The organism is Klebsiella sp. H-Nf2, assembly GCF_002806645.1.
Lineage (GTDB): Bacteria > Pseudomonadota > Gammaproteobacteria > Enterobacterales > Enterobacteriaceae > Klebsiella > Klebsiella variicola.
Genome location: NZ_PIBL01000006.1, coordinates 300,251 through 320,495, shown reverse-complemented (window position 1 = coordinate 320,495; position 20,245 = coordinate 300,251). Strand labels below are relative to the sequence as shown.

Here is a 20,245-nt window from a genome sequence, read left to right as displayed (position 1 = left end):
ATTTGCCTGGCGGCGATAGCGCGGTGGTCCCACCTGACCCCATGCCGAACTCAGAAGTGAAACGCCGTAGCGCCGATGGTAGTGTGGGGTCTCCCCATGTGAGAGTAGGGAACTGCCAGGCATCAAATTGCAGTAAGCCGGGGTGACAACCGGTGGTAATAAAGCGAAGAAATTCGGTGGAGCGGTAGTTCAGTCGGTTAGAATACCTGCCTGTCACGCAGGGGGTCGCGGGTTCGAGTCCCGTCCGTTCCGCCACTTATTAAGAGCCCTGAGCATTTGCTCAGGGCTTTTTTGTTTGCTCTATTCCCTATTATTGCTAAATCAGCAAAAATCCTCTGCATTAATCGCTCTTTTTCTCCACTTCTCCCTCAGCCATAATTCTATCCGTTAACCGAAATGAAGAAATAACGAGGAAAATCATGGCAATCCCTGCATTTGGTCTTGGCACCTTCCGTCTGAAAGATGATGTTGTTATCGCATCCGTAAAAACCGCGCTGGAGCTGGGCTATCGTACTATCGACACCGCGCAAATCTATGACAACGAAGCCGCGGTGGGTCAGGCCATCGCCGAAAGCGGCGTGCCGCGTGATGAGCTGTTCATCACCACCAAAATCTGGATCGAAAACCTGAGCAAAGACAAACTCATCGCCAGCCTGAAAGAGAGCCTGCAGAAGCTGCGCACTGACTATGTTGACCTGACGCTGATCCACTGGCCGTCGCCGAATGACGCTGTTGCCGTTGAAGAGTTTATGGCAGCCCTGATGGAAGCGAAGAAGCTGGGTCTGACCCGTCAGATCGGTATCTCCAACTTTACTATTCCGCTGATGGAGCGCGCGATTGCCGCCGTTGGCGCTGAGAATATAGCGACTAACCAGATTGAGCTCTCGCCGTACCTGCAAAACCGTAAAGTGGTCGACTGGGCGCGTGAGCACGGCATCCATATCACCTCTTACATGACGCTGGCCTACGGTAAGGCACTGAAAGATGAAGTGATTGCCCGCATCGCGGCGAAACATGGTGCGACCCCAGCGCAGGTTATTCTGGCATGGGCAATGGGCGAAGGCTATGCGGTTATCCCATCGTCCACCAAGCGTGACAACCTGGCCAGCAACCTGAAAGCGCAGGATCTGCAGCTGGATGATGAAGATCGTAAAGCGATCGCCGCACTGGACTGCAACGATCGTCTGGTGAGTCCGGAAGGTCTGGCTCCGCAGTGGGATTAATCTCCCGATACCGGGATGCCGCTCGCATTGCCGCCTGAGATTGTATTACGACAGCTCCTTCGGGAGCTGTTTTACATGCTCGCTCAGAAAATCAATAAATGCTCTGATGCGGGTACTGACCGCCCGGTCGCTGTAATAGACGGCACTGAAGGGCATCTCCACCGGTAAGCGCTTATCGGCCAGTAGTTCGACAAACTCTCCGCTGGCAATCTCTTTATCCACCATGTAATCCGACAAACAGGCAATGCCGTTACCGGTCAGGCACAGCTGCTTGAGCGTTTCGCCGCTGTTGGATGACACCGCCGACTCGATCTCTAACAGCTGACCATCGCAACAGGAGACCGGCCAGGTATTCAGTGATACCGGCTCGGTGAACCCGAGGCAGTGATGCTGTTTCAGATCGGACGGATCCTGCGGCATACCGTAGCGCGCGACATAGTCGGGCGAGGCGACGATCTTACGATAGCTGGTAAACAGCGGCCGGGCGCGCAGGCTGGAATCCGATAAGGTCCCGGCCCGAATGGCTACATCCACTTTTCGTTCAATCAGATTGATAAACGTCTCAGACGAGACGAGCGACAGCGTCATTTCCGGGTAGCGCTCACGAAATGGCTTCACCAGCGGCATGAGAAAATGCAGCATCACCGGCGTCGCGGCATCCACCCGCAGCAGGCCTCGCGGCGTCGTGCGCGTCTCCAGCAGGTCATTCTCTGCCGCCGCCATTTCCTGCAAGACCACCTGCATCCGACGAAAATAGCGCTCGCCTTCCTCCGTCAGACTAAGCTGGCGGGTGGTCCGATTGAGCAGGCTTACGCCCAGCTTTGATTCCAGCTTCTTGACCGCCCTGCTGACGGCAGAGTTGGCCTGTCCGAGCTGCTCGGCCGCCCGGCTGAAACTCCCGCTTTCCACCACCGCCACAAAGATGGCGATCTCCTCTGATGTGGCTCTCATTATTGCACCTGTAGCAAAATTCTATTGATACTTTGATGGTTTTTGTTATTTATACAACCCTTCATACTACGTGTCATCTTAATCCTGATGCTACGGAGTAAATTATGCCACTGGCGCTATTTGCCTTAACTATCGGTGCCTTCGCAATTGGCACCACTGAATTTGTGATTGTCGGCCTGGTCCCGACCATCGCGCAACAACTCTCTATCTCTCTGCCTTCTGCGGGACTACTGGTCTCTATCTACGCGCTGGGTGTGGCGATCGGCGCCCCGGTATTGACGGCACTAACAGGTCGTATGCCGCGTAAACAGCTGCTGCTGGCGTTGATGGTCCTGTTTACGGCGGGTAATGTGCTGGCCTGGCAGGCCCCGGGCTATGAAACGCTGATCCTGGCGCGATTGCTGACCGGACTGGCACACGGCGTGTTCTTCTCTATTGGCTCGACAATCGCCACCAGCCTGGTGGCAAAAGAGAAAGCCGCCTCAGCTATCGCTATTATGTTCGGCGGCCTGACGGTCGCGCTGGTCACCGGGGTGCCGTTCGGGACTTTCATCGGTCAGCATTTTGGCTGGCGGGAAACGTTCCTCGCGGTATCGATTCTGGGCGTTATTGCGCTTATCAGCAGCCTGATTCTGGTACCGAATAATATTCCGGGCCGTGCCAGTGCCAGCCTGCGCGATCAGATGAAAGTATTAACTCATCCTCGCCTGCTGATGATCTACGCCATTACCGCGCTGGGCTACGGCGGCGTGTTTACCGCCTTTACTTTTCTTGCACCGATGATGCAGGAACTGGCCGGTTTCAGCCCGTCAGCGGTTAGCTGGATCCTGTTGGGCTATGGTGTCTCGGTTGCTATCGGCAATGTGTGGGGAGGCAAACTGGCCGATAAGCATGGCGCCGTCTCCGCGCTGAAGTTTATCTTCGCCGCGCTGGTTGTGCTGCTGCTGGTCTTCCAGTTGACCGCCAGCATCCACTATGCCGCGCTGGCAACGGTTCTGGTGATGGGTATTTTCGCCTTCGGCAACGTTCCGGGTCTGCAGGTGTACGTGGTGCAAAAAGCCGAACAGTACACGCCTGGCGCCGTCGACGTCGCTTCCGGCCTGAATATTGCCGCCTTCAATATTGGTATCGCGCTGGGGTCCATCGTCGGCGGGCAGACGGTTGAACGGTATGGTCTGGCGCAGACGCCGTGGATTGGTGCGGTGATTGTGCTGGTCGCCTTGCTGTTGGTGGTGCTGAGCGGTCGTTTAGATAAATCGCCACACCGTTCGGCAGCGGTTTCTCTCGAAGGCTAAGGGTTTATCGCAAATTGCATTGAAAGTGGATGGGAAAATCCCTATAACAGAAGAACCAGTCGTTGTTGGGCTGGTTTCTGTTATTGAGGATTGATGCCCAAATTGCGAAAGAATACCTATGCCATGCGCTACGTCGCCGGACAACCTGCGGAGAGGATATTGCCTCCGGGGGCGTTTGCGGGCGTGAGTCCGGTTTATCCTGCCGGCACGCCGTTAAGCAGCGATGAAAAGATCCGCGTGCTGGTATGGAATATCTTCAAGCAGCAGCGTGCAGAGTGGCAGTCGGTCCTCAAAAATTTCGGCAAAGATGCGCATTTGGTCCTGTTGCAGGAGGCGCAAACCACCCCAGAACTGGTCAGGTTCGCGACTTCAAACTATCTGGCCGCCGATCAGGTGCCGGCGCTGGTATTGCCGCAGCATCCTTCCGGCGTGATGACGCTGGCCTCTGCTCACCCCATCTATTGCTGTCCGCTGCGCGAGCGCGAGCCTATTTTGCGATTGCCGAAATCGGCCTTAGTGACCGTCTATCCGCTGCCCGATGCGCGATTGTTGATGGTGGTGAACATCCATGCCGTTAACTTTAGTCTTGGCGTTGACGTCTACAGTAAACAGCTGCTGCCGATAGGCGATCAGATTGCCCATCACAGCGGGCCGGTGATCATGGCCGGAGACTTCAATGCCTGGAGCCGCCCGCGGATGAACGCGCTGTACCGCTTTGCGCGTGAGATGTCGTTACGCGAAGTTCGTTTCTCTGACGATCAGCGCCGCCGCGCGTTTGGTCGTCCGCTCGATTTTGTGTTCTATCGTGGGTTAAGCGTACACGATGCTTCCGTGCTGGTGACCCGCGCCTCCGATCACAACCCGCTACTAGTCGAATTCAGTCCCGGCAAGCCTGATTAATTTAAGGTATGTCAGGCCTGCCATCGGGCAGGTCTGCGTTCAGCACGATGCTGCCCTAAATTACTCACACAACCGAAGGACAACACAATGACAACACGCTCTCACCATGACAATGTCGAAAAGCAGTTCGGCTCCCAGGCCAGCGCCTATTTGACCAGCGCCGTGCACGCCTCCGGGCGCGATCTGCAGCGGCTGGCGGAACGGCTGGCCGATTTCCCTCAGGCGAAAGTGCTGGATATGGGCTGCGGGGCAGGGCACGCCAGCTTTACCGCGGCGGGACAGGTTGCCGAGGTGACCGCCTATGATTTATCAAGCCAGATGCTGGAAGTGGTTACCGCGGCGGCAAAAGAGAAAGGCTTTACCAATATCGTGACCCAGCAGGGATATGCTGAAACGCTGCCGTTCGCTGATGCCAGTTTTGATGTGGTGATTAGCCGCTACTCCGCGCACCACTGGCATGATGTCGGCCAGGCGCTGCGTGAGGTGAAACGGGTGCTGAAGCCGGGCGGGGTGATGATCATGATGGACGTGATGTCGCCGGGCCATCCGGTGCGTGATGTCTGGTTGCAGACCGTGGAAGCGCTGCGCGATACCTCGCACGTGCGTAATTATTCCAGCGGCGAGTGGCTGGCGCTGGCCAATGACGCAGGCCTGGTGATTAATCATTTATCGACCGATCGCCTGCCGCTGGAGTTCAGCTCCTGGGTGGCGCGGATGCGTACCCCAGAGGTGCTGGTAGAAGCGATTCGCTTATATCAGCAGAGCGCTTCGGCGGAGATTAAAGCCTACTTCGAATTACAGCAGGACGGGTCGTTTACCAGCGATACCATCCTGTTCGAAGCGCATAAGGCCGTCTAAAGCGGGCAATAAAAAAGGCACCGGGGGAAGTCGGTGCCTTTTTATCGAACCCTGAGAGTATCAGGACTCTGGTCGATCGCTGTTTTTCACGAACAGCGTCAACTGATCGCCGGGCCGCAAATTGTCGGTATCGCTGTTCCAGCGCATCACGTCGCGAATGTTAACACCGTGACGTTTAGCGATGCTCGACAACGAATCACCTTTGCGAACACGATAGGTGATGCTATCGCTGTTATTCGCCAGGCGCTGTGCGCTGCTACCTGCGCCGACAACCAGATTCTGCCCGACTTTTAACCCTGAACCGCGCAGGTTGTTCCACTGCTGCAAATCCCGGGTCGTGACGCCGAGACGCGAAGCAATCCCGGAAATCGTGTCGCCAGAGCGTACCTTATAGCTACGGCTGGTCAGCGGCGTATTGTCCGCGAGCTGCGTTGGCTGCACGGCGGCAATGTCGCCAGAGGCCAGCGATTCACGCAGCTGAGCAGCGTGCTTCTGCGGCACCATGACGTACTTTGGCCCACTCGCGCCCAGCGTTGATCCCTTTACGCCAGCGTTGAAGGTTTTCAGTTTGCTGACCGGCATTCCTGCCATGTCCGCGAGCTGAGAAATATCAACCGGGCTGTCGAGGCGAACGCGCGCCAGCGCACGGCTTTCATCGGCCGTAGGCAGCTTTACGCCGTAACGCTTGCTGTTTTTGAGAATGTCGCTCAATGCCAGCATTTTCGGTACGTAGATTTTCGTTTCATGCGGCAGAGACAGCGACCAGAAATCGGTGGGTTTACCACGCGAACGGTTCGCTTTTACTGCCTTCATGACCCGACCTTCGCCGCTGTTATAGGCTGCGACCGTTAATAACCAGTCGCCGTCGAACATTTTGTTCAGACGTTGCATCATGTCCAGCGCCGCGGTAGTAGATGCGACGACGTCACGACGCGCATCGTAACTGCGGGTCTGTTTTAAACCATAATTGCGCCCTGTGCTCGGAATGATCTGCCAAATGCCTGCGGCATTGGCGCCAGACGTCGCGTGTGGGTCAAAAGCGCTCTCCACTATGGGTAGTAATACCAGTTCCATTGGCATGTTACGTTTCTTAACCTGCCCGGCTATCCAGTACATATACGGCTCTGCCCGTAAAGTTACATCGTGGAGATAGCTCTTATTTCTTAAGTACTTCTGTTTCTGTTCGCGAATCCGGGGATTATCCGGTATTCCCATCTTTAGCTCGTCGCCTATGGAAGTCCACAGATCCTGGTCTTGCGCGTAGAAGGTTCCATCATCTAACCAGCGCGCTTGACTTGTGAACTTACCTGCTTCCCCTTGACCAGCCGCAGAAAGGCTCTGTGCTCGCTGTTCGACGGTGCCATCGTGCTTAGACGCCTGGCACCCCACCAGCAGGACAGAGGCGAGTAATATCGCTCGTGCCTTCATGTGTGTGTCAATAGTTGCTTAAAAGACGACCAAGGATAACGGCGAAGTTGTCCGATGACAAGAATTAAATATCAGAAGTCGTCTTTCTTTGACCTTAACCATGCAAATCGCGCCACAGAGTGTTGCAAATTTGTTTCTTTGTTAATTTTATCAATTAAATCAACATCATTTACGCGTAAAAATAAATTTATACGACGCTCATTTTTCAGAATTACGGGTAGTGTTTTTTGTTTTTTTGCACGTAACTCATTAACTTTATGATAGTAATCGTTTATGTCCCTATCATCTGGCAGGATACTCAATGCAAACTTCATATTCGCTAACGTATATTCATGTGCGCAACATATGAGGGTTTCTTCAGGAAGGGTGTTAATTTTCATAAATGATTGATACATCTGCTCAGCAGTACCTTCGAACAGCCTTCCGCAGCCGCCGGAAAACATAGTGTCGCCACAGAACAGATAAGGTTCGCTGTAGTAACAGATATGTCCTAATGTGTGACCTGGCGTAGAGAAAATGGGAAAATCGTGCCCGAGAATTGACAGCCGATCGCCATCGCCTACCACCTGAGTGACTCCCTTATCCTGGGTTTCCGCCGGCCCGTAAACCGCTATAGAAGGGAATTTCTCCCGTAATTGTTTTACGCCGCCGACGTGATCCTGATGGTGATGGGTCAGTAAAATGGCTTCGGGCTGCCACTGGTTTTCCTCAATGGCCGCCAGAACCGGCGCGGCTTCGCCTGGGTCAACGATGATGCAGCGGCCGTTATTCTCACTGAGAACCCAGATGTAGTTGTCCTGAAACGCGGGAATACTGATAAGATTCATAAATTACCTCTAAAGCGTAGCGGAAGGTGGCAATGAAGCCGGCAAGGATACCTCACACAGTGACAGCGCCTGAGCATTGGTCCAGTATGCCGTGGGGCGAATACTATCGCGAAACGCTGGAACAGCAGATGAAACCGTGGCTGGCTAAATTATATGGCTTTCATCTGCTTAAGATTGGCAATCTGAGCGCGGAAATCAATACCGAAGCTTGCGCCATCTCGCATCAGGTCAATGTCTCGCTGGCGGGAAACCCGATGCAGGTCCGGGCCGACCCGCTGCATTTACCCTTTGCCGAAAAGTCCGTCGACGCCTGTCTGCTGGCGCACACTCTGCCGTGGTGTGGCGATCCGCATCGTCTGCTGCGGGAAGCCGATCGCGTGCTGATTGATGATGGCTGGATGATCCTGACCGGGTTTAATCCGGTCAGCCTGATGGGAGTGAGTAAGCTGGTGCCGGTCCTGCGCAAAGGTACGCCTTATAATAGCCGTATGTTTACGCTGATGCGCCAGCTGGACTGGCTGTCGCTACTCAACTTTGAAGTGCTGCACTATGGGCGTTACCAGGTTTTGCCCTGGTCGCGCCACGGTGGCAAACTATTGAGCACTCATCTGCCAGCGCTGGGCTGTTTACAATTGATTGTCGCCCGCAAACGGACCATTCCGCTGACGCTCAATCCGATGAAATCCGGTAAAGCGAAAACGCAGCTGCGGCCGGCGGTCGGCGCCACCCGGCAGTGGCGCAAGGGGCAGAATTAGCTCTCAGGCTGGTAGCCGATATCGTCCTGAGTGGGATGAGTGGCTGCCGCGCGGGCCAGTTCGTCGCAGCGTTCGTTTTCAGGATGGCCAGCGTGGCCCTTCACCCATTCCCATTTAATCTTATGCTGGCCAAGTGCAGCGTCCAGGCGCTGCCAGAGGTCGACATTCTTCACCGGTTTTTTATCTGCCGTTTTCCAGCCGCGCTTTTTCCAGTTGTGGATCCACTGGGTGATCCCCTGGCGGACATACTGGCTGTCGGTGCTGAGTACGACCTCGCAATGTTCTTTTAACGCTTCCAGGGCGACGATTGCCGCCATCAGTTCCATGCGATTATTGGTGGTCAGACGGTAGCCGGCGCTAAAGGTTTTTTCGTGCTGGCGGTAGCGCATGATGGCGCCGTAACCGCCGGGTCCTGGATTTCCCAGGCAAGAGCCGTCGGTGAAAATTTCTACCTGTTTGAGCATCTCTGGTAGACTTCCTGTAATTGAAATCGATTTGTAAACGATAAGTCTGACATAAATGACCGCTATGAGCACTGCAATTACGCGCCAGATTGTTCTCGATACCGAAACCACCGGTATGAACCAGATCGGGGCGCACTACGAAGGACACAAGATTATTGAGATCGGCGCCGTGGAGGTGATTAACCGCCGCCTGACCGGTAACAATTTCCACGTCTATCTGAAACCCGACCGGCTGGTGGATCCTGAAGCATTCGGCGTGCACGGGATCGCCGATGAGTTCCTGCTGGATAAACCCACCTTTGCCGACGTGGCTGATGAGTTTATGGATTACATCCGCGGCGCGGAGCTGGTGATCCATAACGCCTCGTTCGATATCGGCTTTATGGACTATGAATTCGGGAAGCTGAACCGCGGCATCGGGAAAACCGAGACCTTTTGTAAAATCACCGACAGTCTGGCACTGGCGCGGAAAATGTTCCCCGGCAAGCGCAACAGCCTGGATGCGTTATGTTCGCGCTACGAAATAGATAACAGCAAGCGTACGCTGCACGGGGCATTACTCGATGCCCAGATTCTGGCCGATGTCTATTTGATGATGACCGGCGGCCAGACTTCGATGGCGTTCTCTATGGAAGGCGAAAGCCAGCAGCAGGCGGGAGAGATGGGCATTCAGCGCGTCGTCCGCGCCGCCAGCCAGTTACGGGTGGTTTATGCCTCTGATGAAGAACTGGTGAACCATGAATCCCGCCTCGACCTGGTACAAAAGAAAGGCGGAAGCTGCCTGTGGCGTGCCTGATAACCCCTGAAATGGATTAAAAGTAGGCGGTTGGGCGATTTTTGCAGCAAACGATTCAAAACGGTAGAAAAAGCGTTGACGGGGTAGAGGGGAATCCGTAATATTCGCCTCGTTCCCAACGGAACAACAACGCGGAGCGGTAGTTCAGTCGGTTAGAATACCTGCCTGTCACGCAGGGGGTCGCGGGTTCGAGTCCCGTCCGTTCCGCCACTATTCAGAAAGCCTGAATCAGCAATGATTCAGGCTTTCGTCGTTTTCGTCGCCGAATTTCAGCGCGCCTCTTGTTCCTCCTGCATACACTGCATGAATACCCGCATCGCCGGACTGATTGCTTTCCCGGCGTGATGGGCGCAGAGCGCATGGATCGTCAGCGGCGTCTCGCTGAACGGCAGCTCGACCAGCGTCCCGCGTTTGAGTTCCTCCTCTACCGCAAAGCGCGGCAGGAAGCTCACCCCAAGATTGCCCGCGACGCACTGCTTGATGCTTTCAATACTCCACAGTTCGATGGTGTTCTCCATGGTCATGCCGCGCTGGCGCAGGGTACTTTCAAAAATCTGCCGGAACACGCATTGGGGCTCGTTGATGATAAAGCTCAATGGGATATGCTGCCGCGGGCGCAGGAAGTCGACCGGCGCCTGATCGACTGACGCGACCAGCGCCAGCGGCTGCGGGCCAAGTTCCATCATGGTGAGTGCATCATCGTTGCCAACCCGGTAAAACACCCCCAGGTCGACTTCGTCAGCGAGCAGCGCATCACGGATGCTGTAGCAATTGAGCGACTGTAGTGACAGGCGGACCTTCGGGGCGCGTTGCTTAAAACGCTGCAGCACCGGCGGCATTTTATACGCCAGCAGGGTTTCACCAGTGGCGACGCGAAGTTCACCGCCGGGTTCATCGTCCTGGCGGGCTGCCTGACGAATCGACGCCATCACTTTGGTCAGATCGTAGACATGTGGCAGGACATTCTTACCCGCGGCGGTGAGACACATCCGCCGGCCAATTTTCTCAAACAGCGGGATGGCAAGCTCCTGCTCAAGCTGCTGGATATGAAAGGTTACGGTGGACTGGGTGCAGCACAGTTTCTGCGAGGCGCGCAGAAAGGATCCTTCTTCGACAACCGTTTTGAAGGTGATAAAGCGTCGCAGATCCATATTTCCTCTTTATATCGACATTCTCGAAGTCAGAATGAAAAAACATTCATTTTTTTAAATTATCAGCTTCGGGTACTGTCTGCCAGTCAAGAGGAGAAAACACGTGACACCTACCCTGATTAGCGCCTTTTTAACTTACACCCTGATCACCGCCCTGACGCCCGGGCCGAATAATATTCTGGCGCTGAGCAGCGTCACCGCGCACGGCTTTCGACGCAGCACACGGGTACTGGTCGGTATGAGCCTCGGATTCGTGATTATCATGCTGATTTGCGCCGGGCTGACGTTAACCCTTGTTACGCTGGATGCGGGAATTACCTCCCTGCTCCGCTGGATCGGCGCGGGTTATATTCTGTGGCTGGCCTGGCACATTGCCCGTAGCGATCCTGCCAGCGGTGGGCAGGAGGAGCGGCCTGTCAGCTTCTGGGCCAGCCTGGGGCTGCAGTTTGTGAATGTAAAAATTATCCTGTACGGCATCACGGCCCTGTCGACCTTTGTTCTGCCGGTGACTCGCGAGCCATTCTGGCTGGTGATGATAAGCCTGTTGCTGTCAGTAATAGGCGTTGCCGGCAATCTTTGCTGGGCGCTGGCCGGTCAGCTGTTTCAGCCGGTGTTCGAACGCCATGGAAGAGGGTTAAATCTGCTGCTGGCGCTGCTGCTGGTCTGGTGCGCGGTGCGAATGTTTATGGAATGAATCAAGGGAGCGTAACGCTCCCTTGAGGTTATTTATCCTGTGGCAGGGCGGGTTGCCCTTCATTTACCCAGGTCATGAAGATCCGGTAACCGATGGCCAGCAGAGTGGCGCCGAGGAACATACCGAGAATGCCGTTAGAGGCCATTCCGCCGAGGGCGCCCAGCAGCACCACCGGCATCGGCGCATCGACTCCGCGCCCCAGCAGCAGAGGTTTGAGGACGTTATCGGCCATACCGGCGACGATCAGCAGGAGGGTGTAGAAGATATCCATTCCGGTACTGTGAGTACCGAGACTCCACATTAGCGCAATGGCCGGGGCCGTCACCAGGATCACCGGCACCTGCGCAATGCCGAGGATCAGGGCCAGAATAAAGAAGATCCCAACGGCGGGAATGCTGGCCATCAGCATGATCACGCCGACCAGCAGCGCCTGGATCAATGCCACCCCGATGACGCCCTGGGCGACCGCGCGGATGGTGCTGGTGCACAGGCGGGTGAGGGTCACGCCTTTATTTTCATCGGTAATACGAATGGCAATACGCTGCGCGCTGATGGCGCCTGCTGCGCCCCAGGCCATCATAATTCCCGAGACGATAAACGAAATAATAAAGCCAATCAGCCCGCCGCCCATGCTGGCCAAAATGCTGAGAAACTGTTTGGCAATGTCGCCGATTTGCGAGCGGTAATTACTGAGCAGCCCCGGGAGATCCACGGAAGCCCTCATCCACAGGGCGCTAAGCCGTTCGCCAATGATCGGTAACGCGGCAATGCGCGAAGAGGGCGGGGGAATGGTAAAGCTCTGGTTCCCCATCTTGTCAATCATGGCGCTGGCGCTTTCCGCCAGCGAGGTGATCATCAGCACCGTGGGGATGACGATCAGTAAAATACCTAACAACACCAGCACCACTGATGCCAGTCCCTGTTTGCCCGCTAACAGTCCGGCAAAATATTGATGTAAGGGATAGAGCGCCACGGCGAGGATCAGCGCCCAGAGCATCATATTGATAAAGGGAGAAAAGACGGTAAAACAGAATGAGGCCAGCGCCAGAATAAGCCCGAACCGAATAAACATATCGAGAAAGCGGGTGACCAGCCGTTTTTCAATCAACAGCAGATTATTATTATCCATTGTCTATTACGCTCACATAATATTCTTACGCCAACGCTCAGCGTTATTTAACAAAACACGCCAGCAACAGAAAATTCATGATTTACAACGCAGAAGTGAGTTGAAGGTGATCTCCGTCCATTTGATTGTGGAGTCTTTTAATGAGTGTAGAACAGAAATGAATGGCGCCCGGCAAATATTCTGTGGCGCGTTGGCGGGCGAAATCCCGCTTTCTTTACCCGCTGAATGGGGAAGAAAGCGGAGGGATATTAATCGAGGGTAAAAGGATCGGCATCGCGCCAGGCGGGAAATTTTTCACGATATTCCTGGAGGGCCGTCAGCGACAATTCGGCGTCAAGACGGGTGGCCTGATGCGGATCGGCAGTAGCGACAATCTCCCCCTGGGGGCTGATAATCCGGCTATCGCCGCGGTAATGATGGCCGTTGCCGTCAGTACCGACCCGGTTACAGCCGGCGACATAGGCCTGGTTCTCGATGGCGCGAGCGACCAGCAGCGACTGCCAGTGCAGCGATCGCGGTGCCGGCCAGTTGGCGACATACAGTGCCAAATCATAGTCGTTCAGATTACGTGACCATACCGGAAAGCGCAGGTCGTAACAGACCAGCGGCAGGATCCGCCATCCGCGCCATTCAAAGACCACGCGCCGGTCACCAGCCTCATAGTGATGGTGTTCATCGGCCATACGGAACAGGTGCCGTTTATCATAATGGTGCACCGTACCGTCAGGCTCGACCAGCAGGAAGCGGTTAACGGCGCCGTGTTCGGTTTGCAGCGCAGCGCTGCCAGCGATCAGCGCCTGAGTTTGCGCAGCCTTGGCATACATCCACTCCACAACATCGGCCTGTGGCAAAGACTGTTTTGCCGCCTCCATGGCAAAGCCGGTGGTGAACATCTCCGGTAAAACAATGACATCGCGCCCGATAATCCCTTCCAGTTGGCGATCAAAATGGCGCAGGTTAGCAGGGCCGTCCATCCAGACCAGCGGTTGTTGCAACAGCGTAATTTTCAGGCCAGGCACAATGGTCAACTCCATTCTCATGAGGGGGTTAGGTTAACTGTAACACCATATCAGCCTCGCGGCGGTCAGCGGAATATTTTGTTAAAAAAATGCTACTGACAGAAGCCACGGAGGAGGGGATGACGAAAAAAAGGCGGGGAAAGTTCCCCGCCCGGCGTGTGATGTGGTGATTGTTTTATTATGCGGCTTCAACCTTGCGAACTTTTTCCGGCAGCTTTACCGGCTGCGTTGCCAGCTCCTCTGGTGCAAAGTCGTCGACGTTGATGCTGCGCAGGCGACTGTGCTCTGCACGGGTCAGAATAGCGGCTTCTTCCTGATTAATTAATCCTTTGGCCAGCGCGTTGTGTGCCAGCTCATCCAGACGGGTGAACGGCAGATTTTTACCCAACTCTTTGCAGATCCGCTGGTGGATAGGATCGGCCGCCATCACTTCCAGCAGCGCTTCTTCCAGCAGACCAACCGGGTTATGCTCGCTCGGCGTCAGGTACTGACCGCGACCGATGCGGGAGCGGGTGGCGCTGGGCACCTGCAGAATTTTAGCGACTTTATGGTCCAGCTTATCCGACGGCGCATGATGATGACGCCCGGTCGGGAAGATGGCCACGCGCATCGCACCTGCTACCAGACGGTTCGGGAAGTTTTTCAGCAGATCGTCGATAGCTTGTTCAGCCTGGTGCAGCGCATCCTGCACTCCCCAGTGAACCAGCGGCAGATCGGCTTCATTGCGTCCTTCATCGTCATAGCGTTTCAGCACCGCCGAGGCCAGGTACAGCTGGCTTAACACATCGCCCAGACGCGCGGAGATACGTTCGCGACGCTTGAGACTGCCGCCCAGTACCGCCATTGATACGTCTGACAGCAGCGCCAGGTTAGCGCTCAGGCGATTCATTTGCTGATAGTAGCGACGGGTAGCGTCACGGGTCGGCGCACTGCTGGTGCGCCCGCCGGTCAGGCCCAGCCAGAAACTCCGTACTTTATTACTACCGACATGGCCAATGTGTTTGAACAGCAGCTTGTCGTAGGCGTTCAGGTCGTTACTCTGCGCGGCGGCCATCTCTTCCAGCACGTAAGGGTGGCAGCGAATAGCCCCCTGACCGAAGATCATCATGCTGCGGGTCAGAATGTTTGCACCTTCAACGGTGATGGCGATAGGCGCGCCCTGATAAGCCCGGGCGAGGAAGTTGCCTTCGCCAAGCATAATGCCTTTCCCGCCGGTAATATCCATCGCGTCGATAATGGAGCGCTGGCCGCGGTGGGTACAGTGATATTTCACAATCGCGGACAGCACTGCCGGTTTCTCGCCGAGCATAATGCCGTAGGTGATCAGCGATGCCGCGGCGTCCATCACATAGGCGTTACCCGCGATGCGCGCCAGCGCCTCTTCAATCCCTTCCATTTTGCCGATCGAAATCTTGAACTGGCGGCGAATATGGGCGTAGGCACCGGTTGCCATGGCGACTGATTTCAGACCGCCGGTGGCGTTGGACGGCAGGGTAATGCCGCGGCCGACCGACAGACATTCAACCAGCATGCGCCAGCCCTGACCGGCCATGCTCGGGCCGCCGATGATGTAATCGATCGGCACGAAGATATCCTTGCCGCGGGTTGGGCCGTTCTGGAACGGGACGTTCAGTGGGAAGTGGCGGCGGCCAATTTCCACACCAGGCGTTGAGGTTGGGATCAGCGCGCAGGTGATGCCCAGTTCTTCCTCACCACCCAGAAGACGATCCGGGTCAGAGAGTTTGAAGGCCAGGCCCAGCACGGTGGCGATTGGCGCCAGCGTGATATAGCGTTTGTTCCAGGTCAGGCGCATCCCCAGCACCTGCTGACCCTGCCAGTCGCCCATGCACACCACGCCGGTATCCGGAATAGCGCCGGCGTCAGAGCCCGCTTCCGGACTGGTCAGTGCGAAGCAGGGGATTTCCAGGCCGCGTGCCAGACGCGGCAGGTAATGGTTCTTCTGTTCTTCGGTACCGTAATGCTGCAGCAGCTCGCCCGGGCCCAGTGAGTTCGGGACGCCGACGGTGATCGCCAGGATGCCGGAGACGCCAGAGAGTTTCTGCAGTACCCGTGCCTGAGCGTAAGCCGAGAACTCAAGCCCGCCATACTCTTTCTTAATGATCATCGCGAAGAAGCGGTGCTCTTTCAGATAGGCCCACAGCTCTGGCGGCAGATCGGCCATTTCGTGGGTGATGGCGAAGTCGTTAGCCATCCGGCAGGCTTCTTCCACCGGGCCATCAATGAATGCCTGCTCTTCGGCGGTCAGGCGCGGCTGCGGATAGTTATGCAGCTTGTGCCAGTCCGGGTTGCCGCGGAACAGATCGCCTTCCCACCAGGTGGTGCCGGCGTCGATGGCTTCTTTTTCCGTACGCGACATCGGCGGCATCACCTTGCGGAAAGCGCGAAATGCCGGTGCGGAAATCATGGATTTACGCATTGGGGCAAAGTTGAACGGCAACAGAATAATGGCCAGCGGTAGCAGCAGCCAGATATTCCACAGTCCGGCCGCGCCGAGCGCCGCGGTCCAGGCGAGCAAAATCACACTGCTGAGCAGCAGGCTGACCCGGTGATAGAAGAGCGCACCGAGTAAAACGACGGTTGCAACAATACTCAAAATCATCATAGAGAAATGCTCCCTGAGCTTGTAGGAGGTCTGACCACTTGTGATGTATTGGTTGTAGTGCATGCGTTTTTATTTAGCAATGTGTTTACAAAATAATTACAACCTCGCTCACATTGTTGTATGCAAAAGCGGCACATAAAATCAAAAGGGCGGGGGATAACGCAGCCTGCTGCTTCTCGCTTCCGCGGCTATCCGGTACACTGCCAGGGTTATTCCACTCATACTGAAGGATTATCCTCATGTACCAGGATCTTATTCGTAACGAACTGAACGAAGCCGCGGAAACGCTGGCTAACTTTCTGCAGGACGAAGCCAATATCCATGCTATCCAGCGTGCCGCTGTCCTGCTGGCGGATAGCTTTAAGGCGGGTGGTAAAGTGCTGTCCTGTGGCAACGGCGGTTCCCATTGCGATGCGATGCATTTTGCGGAAGAGCTGACAGGACGTTATCGCGAAAACCGCCCGGGTTACCCGGCCATCGCGATCTCCGACGTCAGCCATCTCTCCTGCGTGAGCAATGATTTTGGCTATGAGTATGTGTTTTCCCGCTACGTTGAATCCGTTGGCCGCGCGGGCGATGTGCTGCTTGGTATCTCCACTTCTGGCAATTCCGGCAACGTGATCAAAGCCATTGAAGCCGCGCGGGCGCAGGGGATGAAAGTGATCACCCTGACCGGCAAAGACGGCGGCAAAATGGCAGGTTCCGCCGATGTTGAAATTCGCGTGCCGCACTTTGGCTACGCCGACCGCATCCAGGAGATCCATATCAAAGTGATCCATATCCTGATCATGCTGATCGAAAAAGAGATGGTGAAAGGCTAACAGGCAGGCGAGTATGTACTGTTGACGGCGGCTTCGCTTTGGCGCCGTCGTGATTTGTGAGGGTGAGGTGATCTATGTGCGAACTGCTCGGGATGAGCGCCAATGTGCCAACAGATATCTGTTTTAGCTTTACCGGGCTGGTACAGCGCGGAGGCGGGACGGGGCCGCATAAAGACGGTTGGGGTATCACCTTCTATGAAGGTAAAGGCTGTCGCACATTCAAAGATCCGCAGCCAAGCTTTCAGTCACCTATCGCGAAGCTGGTCCAGGATTACCCGATTAAATCCTGTTCCGTTGTCGCCCATATTCGTCAGGCCAATCGCGGTATGGTGGCGCTGGAAAACACCCATCCGTTTACTCGCGAGCTGTGGGGGCGCCACTGGACCTACGCGCACAACGGGCAACTCAAAGGCTATAAATCGCTGAAAACCGGGAATTTCCATCCGGTGGGTGAAACCGACAGTGAAAAGGCGTTTTGCTGGTTGCTGCACCGCTTAACCGAGCGCTATCCGCGCACGCCGGGCAATATGCTGGGGGTATTCAAGTTTATCGCCACCCTGGCGGGTGAACTGCGTGAGAAAGGGGTGTTCAACATGCTGCTGTCGGACGGGCGCTACGTGATGGCGTTCTGCTCGACCAATCTGCACTGGATCACCCGGCGGGCGCCGTTCGGCGTGGCAAAACTGCTGGACCAGGATGTGGAGATCGACTTTCAACGCGAGACCACACCCAACGATGTGGTCACGGTTATCGCCACGCAGCCGCTGACGGCCAATGAAACCTGGCACAAGATCATGCCAGGCGAGTGGGCGTTATTTTGTCTCGGGGAGCGTGTAGTTTGAGGCCAGCTGCGGCTGAACAACCTCGTGGCTGAGCGGCTTGCTTACCACATAGCGGCCGTCGGTCACTGACACAATCGGCGGTTTGTGGGTCTGCTGGAAATAGTCATAGCCAGGCTTGAGCTGTTTCCAGAAATCCGCATAGTAGGAGTATTTGTGGCGTTCCATATTGGCATTGGTCATGCGGAACGGATAGATACTCACCTGCACGCTTGCCTGGCCGAAGACTAAGGCGCCGGTCACGAACTGGAAGATCTCATCGATCCCGCTGTCGGTCATGGCGTAGCAGCCGATAGAGACGCAGTCGCCATGGATCATCAGGTATTTCCCTTCATAACCATGGGCGCGATCGTAGGCGTTCGGGAAGCCGATGTTAATGGCTTTATAGAAGCGGCTGTCGGGTTTGAGCTGGCCGCGGGTGACGTTGTAGAATCCTTCCGGACTCTTGAAATCGCCCTGGCGCTGTTTCGGCCCAAGACCACCGGAGTAGTTGCAGATCCGATAGCTGTCGAGGAGCTGGTAGGTCTCACCCATTTTGACGTAAAGGTCGAGCATGCGCTCTTCTTTAAAGATCTCAATATAAACCGGTGAACCCATTAATTGCTGCTTGTATTCTTTGCTAACCGGCGTCGTCGGGCTATTGCTGCTGAGCAGCCCGGCAAATGACACGCACGGCAACAGAAGCATCGCAATAAATAATGCGATTTTGCGCATACTGCTTGTTCCTTGATAAAACAAAATAGCCACATTGCCAGGACGGCAAGAGAGACCCGAAATCAGAGTTTTCTGGATTTAGAGCGCTCACATTAGCATCACGGCATTTTTTCGCAAGGGCGACGTGGCGGCGTTTACAATTCAGCCTCACTTTATAACCTGCTTACGGCGAAAACACAGTCAGAACTTTGCGCAATAGCTCGCATTTTAGAAGCACTTATTGCCCCTCGCGCTACAGCCGCCGCTCACGAAATGTTACACTTGCGCCGGTTCATCACCAGAGTAAGAAAGGAGGCTTCTCTTCCGTCATGAGCGTCACTGGCGCCGTTTCGCCCTTTCTTCTCTGCCATTCTATCAATAGGCTGGCCCCGGCCTGCGTCGGGGTTGAGGTTACGGATACCTGCTAACGATATGATTAAAATCACGAAAGGGCTGGATTTGCCCATAGCTGGCATGCCATTACAGCAGATTTCTCCCGCGCCAGCGGTGAAGCGCGTCGCGCTGCTCGGCGAAGAATACATCGGAATGCGTCCCGCCATGGCGGTCAAAGAAGGCGATCGGGTCAAAAAAGGTCAGATCCTGTTTGAAGATAAAAAGATCCCCGGTGTCTGCTTTACCGCCCCGGTAAGCGGGGTTGTCAGCGCGATCCACCGCGGTGAACGGCGCGTTTTGCAGTCGGTGGTCATTGATATCGAGGGCAATGAGGCGGTGGCCTTTACGCGTTACGCTGCGGACGCACTGGCTGAGCTGCCGCGCGACACCGTACAGCAGCAGCTGCTGGCGTCGGGCCTGTGGACCGCGCTACGCACCCGGCCATTCAGTAAAACGCCGCGCCCGGGCAGCGTGCCCGCCGCTATTTTTGTCAACGCCATGGACACCAATCCGCTGGCGGCAGAGCCGCAGCCGATTATTCTGGCCGAGCGTGCCGCCTTCGACGCCGGTCTTACCGTGCTCACGCGTCTAACCGACGGGAAAGTGCACGTCTGCCAGCCCAGTGGCGGCAAGCTGGGCGGCCATCCTGCCGGCCAGGTCTGTTTTAATCAATTTGCCGGGCCGCACCCGGCGGGGCTGCCGGGAACGCATATTCACTTTCTGGAGCCGGTGAGTCTGAATAAGCAGGTCTGGCACCTCAATTATCAGGATGCGATCGCTATTGGTCAGCTTTTCCTTGAAGGTGAGTTGTACTGCGAACGGGTGATTGCGCTCGGCGGCCCGCAGGTGAAGTCGCCGCGGCTGGTCAAAACGACGCTGGGCGCCAGTCTGGACGATCTGCTGGCAGGCGAGCTGGAGGAGGGCGAAAACCGCGTCATTTCCGGCTCGGTGCTTAGCGGTACCCGTGCCCATGGCCCTCACGCTTTCCTCGGGCGTTTCCATCTGCAGGTGAGCGTGGTTCGGGAAGGTCGGGAAAAAGAGCTGTTTGGCTGGGTAATGCCGGGCAAAGAGAAGTTCTCGATTACCCGCACTACGCTAGGCCATTTCTTCAAGCGCAAGCGCTTTCATTTTTCCACCGATACCCACGGCGGCGAACGGGCGATGGTGCCGATCGGCAACTATGAGCGGGTGATGCCGCTGGATATTCTGCCAACCATATTGCTGCGCGATCTGCTGGCCGGCGATAGCGATAGCGCCCAGGCGCTGGGCTGTCTGGAGCTGGATGAAGAAGATCTGGCGCTCTGCACCTACGTTTGTCCGGGCAAATATGAATACGGTCCGGCGCTGCGCAGCGTGTTAACCCAGATTGAGCAGGAAGGATAAGAG

Annotated in this window: 19 protein-coding genes, 2 tRNA genes and 1 rRNA gene; 13 read left to right on the top strand and 9 right to left on the bottom strand. The window is 55.8% G+C overall.

Annotation, left to right across the window (positions count from 1 at the left end):
• Window positions 1–5: 5 nt before the first annotated feature.
• The 3 genes from rrf to dkgB all read left to right on the top strand — a co-directional run bounded on the left by rrf (window position 6) and on the right by dkgB (window position 1,223).
• Window positions 6–121, top strand: a 5S ribosomal RNA gene (gene rrf / locus CWM58_RS17170).
• Window positions 122–178: 57 nt separating this feature from the next.
• Window positions 179–255: transfer RNA gene (locus CWM58_RS17165), tRNA-Asp, on the top strand.
• Between the two features lie 164 nt (window positions 256–419).
• Window positions 420–1,223: a 2,5-didehydrogluconate reductase DkgB gene (gene dkgB, locus CWM58_RS17160; protein WP_061155681.1), complete on the top strand. Its 804-nt coding sequence runs from the start codon at window positions 420–422 to the stop codon at window positions 1,221–1,223.
• 45 nt (window positions 1,224–1,268) lie between these two features.
• On the opposite strand, the gene yafC is transcribed toward dkgB, so the two are convergent.
• Window positions 1,269–2,174: a DNA-binding transcriptional regulator YafC gene (gene yafC / locus CWM58_RS17155; protein WP_100681409.1), complete on the bottom strand. Its 906-nt coding sequence runs from the start codon at window positions 2,172–2,174 to the stop codon at window positions 1,269–1,271.
• Between the two features lie 104 nt (window positions 2,175–2,278).
• Between yafC and CWM58_RS17150 the strand changes: the two genes are divergently transcribed.
• The 3 genes from CWM58_RS17150 (at window position 2,279) to CWM58_RS17140 (ending at window position 5,227) form a co-directional block, all read left to right on the top strand.
• Complete coding sequence (locus CWM58_RS17150) at window positions 2,279–3,469, top strand: MFS transporter (RefSeq protein WP_061155679.1); 1,191 nt, start codon at window positions 2,279–2,281, stop codon at window positions 3,467–3,469.
• A 102-nt stretch (window positions 3,470–3,571) separates the two neighbouring features.
• Entirely contained in the window at window positions 3,572–4,369 is a 798-nt protein-coding gene (locus CWM58_RS17145) for an endonuclease/exonuclease/phosphatase family protein (protein WP_002889629.1), read from the top strand.
• Between the two features lie 87 nt (window positions 4,370–4,456).
• Window positions 4,457–5,227 (top strand): class I SAM-dependent methyltransferase, encoded by a 771-nt coding sequence (locus CWM58_RS17140; protein WP_100681408.1) that lies wholly within the window; start codon window positions 4,457–4,459, stop codon window positions 5,225–5,227.
• Window positions 5,228–5,287: 60 nt separating this feature from the next.
• Here CWM58_RS17140 and mltD read toward each other — a convergent pair whose 3' ends face one another.
• Complete coding sequence (gene mltD / locus CWM58_RS17135) at window positions 5,288–6,655, bottom strand: murein transglycosylase D (RefSeq protein WP_032737077.1); 1,368 nt, start codon at window positions 6,653–6,655, stop codon at window positions 5,288–5,290.
• A gap of 71 nt (window positions 6,656–6,726) precedes the next feature.
• Window positions 6,727–7,482: a hydroxyacylglutathione hydrolase gene (gene gloB, locus CWM58_RS17130; protein WP_100681407.1), complete on the bottom strand. Its 756-nt coding sequence runs from the start codon at window positions 7,480–7,482 to the stop codon at window positions 6,727–6,729.
• A gap of 32 nt (window positions 7,483–7,514) precedes the next feature.
• Between gloB and CWM58_RS17125 the strand changes: the two genes are divergently transcribed.
• Complete coding sequence (locus tag CWM58_RS17125; RefSeq protein ID WP_100681406.1) at window positions 7,515–8,237, top strand: class I SAM-dependent methyltransferase; 723 nt, start codon at window positions 7,515–7,517, stop codon at window positions 8,235–8,237.
• Here CWM58_RS17125 and rnhA read toward each other — a convergent pair.
• Window positions 8,234–8,701 (bottom strand): ribonuclease HI, encoded by a 468-nt coding sequence (gene rnhA, locus CWM58_RS17120; RefSeq protein WP_061155675.1) that lies wholly within the window; start codon window positions 8,699–8,701, stop codon window positions 8,234–8,236. The genes CWM58_RS17125 and rnhA overlap by 4 nt on opposite strands.
• 64 nt (window positions 8,702–8,765) lie before the next feature.
• Between rnhA and dnaQ the strand changes: the two genes are divergently transcribed.
• Window positions 8,766–9,497, top strand: coding sequence for a DNA polymerase III subunit epsilon (dnaQ, locus tag CWM58_RS17115; RefSeq protein WP_004204621.1), 732 nt, complete (start codon window positions 8,766–8,768; stop codon window positions 9,495–9,497).
• Between the two features lie 133 nt (window positions 9,498–9,630).
• Window positions 9,631–9,707: transfer RNA gene (locus tag CWM58_RS17110), tRNA-Asp, on the top strand.
• A 59-nt stretch (window positions 9,708–9,766) separates the two neighbouring features.
• Here the strand turns inward: CWM58_RS17110 and CWM58_RS17105 are convergent.
• Window positions 9,767–10,648, bottom strand: a complete 882-nt coding sequence (locus tag CWM58_RS17105; RefSeq protein ID WP_100681405.1) for a LysR family transcriptional regulator — start codon at window positions 10,646–10,648, stop codon at window positions 9,767–9,769.
• Between the two features lie 103 nt (window positions 10,649–10,751).
• Between CWM58_RS17105 and eamB the strand changes: the two genes are divergently transcribed.
• Complete coding sequence (gene eamB, locus CWM58_RS17100) at window positions 10,752–11,342, top strand: cysteine/O-acetylserine transporter (protein WP_100681404.1); 591 nt, start codon at window positions 10,752–10,754, stop codon at window positions 11,340–11,342.
• A gap of 28 nt (window positions 11,343–11,370) precedes the next feature.
• Here eamB and CWM58_RS17095 read toward each other — a convergent pair whose 3' ends face one another.
• The 3 genes from CWM58_RS17095 to fadE all read right to left on the bottom strand — a co-directional run bounded on the left by CWM58_RS17095 (window position 11,371) and on the right by fadE (window position 16,113).
• Window positions 11,371–12,471 carry an AI-2E family transporter gene (locus tag CWM58_RS17095; RefSeq protein WP_100681403.1) on the bottom strand — a complete coding sequence of 367 codons (1,101 nt, stop codon included), beginning with the start codon at window positions 12,469–12,471 and terminating at the stop codon, window positions 11,371–11,373.
• A gap of 248 nt (window positions 12,472–12,719) precedes the next feature.
• The gene (locus CWM58_RS17090; RefSeq protein ID WP_061156412.1) at window positions 12,720–13,490 is read right to left on the bottom strand and encodes an amidohydrolase; all 771 of its coding nucleotides are present in this window, start codon (window positions 13,488–13,490) and stop codon (window positions 12,720–12,722) included.
• Between the two features lie 178 nt (window positions 13,491–13,668).
• The gene (fadE, locus tag CWM58_RS17085) at window positions 13,669–16,113 is read right to left on the bottom strand and encodes an acyl-CoA dehydrogenase FadE (RefSeq protein WP_100681402.1); all 2,445 of its coding nucleotides are present in this window, start codon (window positions 16,111–16,113) and stop codon (window positions 13,669–13,671) included.
• A gap of 239 nt (window positions 16,114–16,352) precedes the next feature.
• Here fadE and lpcA point away from each other — a divergent pair, with 239 nt between their 5' ends.
• Both lpcA and CWM58_RS17075 read left to right on the top strand, forming a co-directional pair.
• On the top strand, window positions 16,353–16,934 hold the full coding sequence (lpcA, locus tag CWM58_RS17080; protein WP_008805261.1) for a D-sedoheptulose 7-phosphate isomerase: 582 nt from the start codon (window positions 16,353–16,355) through the stop codon (window positions 16,932–16,934).
• Between the two features lie 74 nt (window positions 16,935–17,008).
• Window positions 17,009–17,776, top strand: coding sequence for a class II glutamine amidotransferase (locus CWM58_RS17075; protein WP_061155671.1), 768 nt, complete (start codon window positions 17,009–17,011; stop codon window positions 17,774–17,776).
• Here CWM58_RS17075 and dpaA read toward each other — a convergent pair.
• Window positions 17,747–18,487, bottom strand: a complete 741-nt coding sequence (gene dpaA, locus CWM58_RS17070; RefSeq protein ID WP_061155670.1) for a peptidoglycan meso-diaminopimelic acid protein amidase — start codon at window positions 18,485–18,487, stop codon at window positions 17,747–17,749. The genes CWM58_RS17075 and dpaA overlap by 30 nt on opposite strands.
• Before the next feature lie 411 nt (window positions 18,488–18,898).
• Between dpaA and CWM58_RS17060 the strand changes: the two genes are divergently transcribed.
• The gene (locus tag CWM58_RS17060; RefSeq protein ID WP_100681400.1) at window positions 18,899–20,242 is read left to right on the top strand and encodes a Na(+)-translocating NADH-quinone reductase subunit A; all 1,344 of its coding nucleotides are present in this window, start codon (window positions 18,899–18,901) and stop codon (window positions 20,240–20,242) included.
• Window positions 20,243–20,245 lie beyond the last annotated feature (3 nt).

Bases quoted from the DNA above. Each gene is read 5' to 3' on its own strand.
- dkgB (WP_061155681.1), top strand. From the start codon at position 420: ATGGCAATCCCTGCATTTGGTCTTGGCACCTTCCGTCTGAAAGATGAT.
- CWM58_RS17125 (WP_100681406.1), top strand. From the start codon at position 7,515: ATGAAGCCGGCAAGGATACCTCACACAGTGACAGCGCCTGAGCATTGG.
- yafC (WP_100681409.1), bottom strand. From the start codon at position 2,174: ATGAGAGCCACATCAGAGGAGATCGCCATCTTTGTGGCGGTGGTGGAA.
- mltD (WP_032737077.1), bottom strand. From the start codon at position 6,655: ATGAAGGCACGAGCGATATTACTCGCCTCTGTCCTGCTGGTGGGGTGC.
- lpcA (WP_008805261.1), top strand. From the start codon at position 16,353: ATGTACCAGGATCTTATTCGTAACGAACTGAACGAAGCCGCGGAAACG.
- CWM58_RS17060 (WP_100681400.1), top strand. From the start codon at position 18,899: ATGATTAAAATCACGAAAGGGCTGGATTTGCCCATAGCTGGCATGCCA.
- CWM58_RS17105 (WP_100681405.1), bottom strand. From the start codon at position 10,648: ATGGATCTGCGACGCTTTATCACCTTCAAAACGGTTGTCGAAGAAGGA.
- CWM58_RS17150 (WP_061155679.1), top strand. From the start codon at position 2,279: ATGCCACTGGCGCTATTTGCCTTAACTATCGGTGCCTTCGCAATTGGC.
- CWM58_RS17095 (WP_100681403.1), bottom strand. From the start codon at position 12,471: ATGGATAATAATAATCTGCTGTTGATTGAAAAACGGCTGGTCACCCGC.
- dpaA (WP_061155670.1), bottom strand. From the start codon at position 18,487: ATGCGCAAAATCGCATTATTTATTGCGATGCTTCTGTTGCCGTGCGTG.
- dnaQ (WP_004204621.1), top strand. From the start codon at position 8,766: ATGAGCACTGCAATTACGCGCCAGATTGTTCTCGATACCGAAACCACC.
- CWM58_RS17075 (WP_061155671.1), top strand. From the start codon at position 17,009: ATGTGCGAACTGCTCGGGATGAGCGCCAATGTGCCAACAGATATCTGT.
- fadE (WP_100681402.1), bottom strand. From the start codon at position 16,113: ATGATGATTTTGAGTATTGTTGCAACCGTCGTTTTACTCGGTGCGCTC.
- CWM58_RS17140 (WP_100681408.1), top strand. From the start codon at position 4,457: ATGACAACACGCTCTCACCATGACAATGTCGAAAAGCAGTTCGGCTCC.
- rnhA (WP_061155675.1), bottom strand. From the start codon at position 8,701: ATGCTCAAACAGGTAGAAATTTTCACCGACGGCTCTTGCCTGGGAAAT.
- gloB (WP_100681407.1), bottom strand. From the start codon at position 7,482: ATGAATCTTATCAGTATTCCCGCGTTTCAGGACAACTACATCTGGGTT.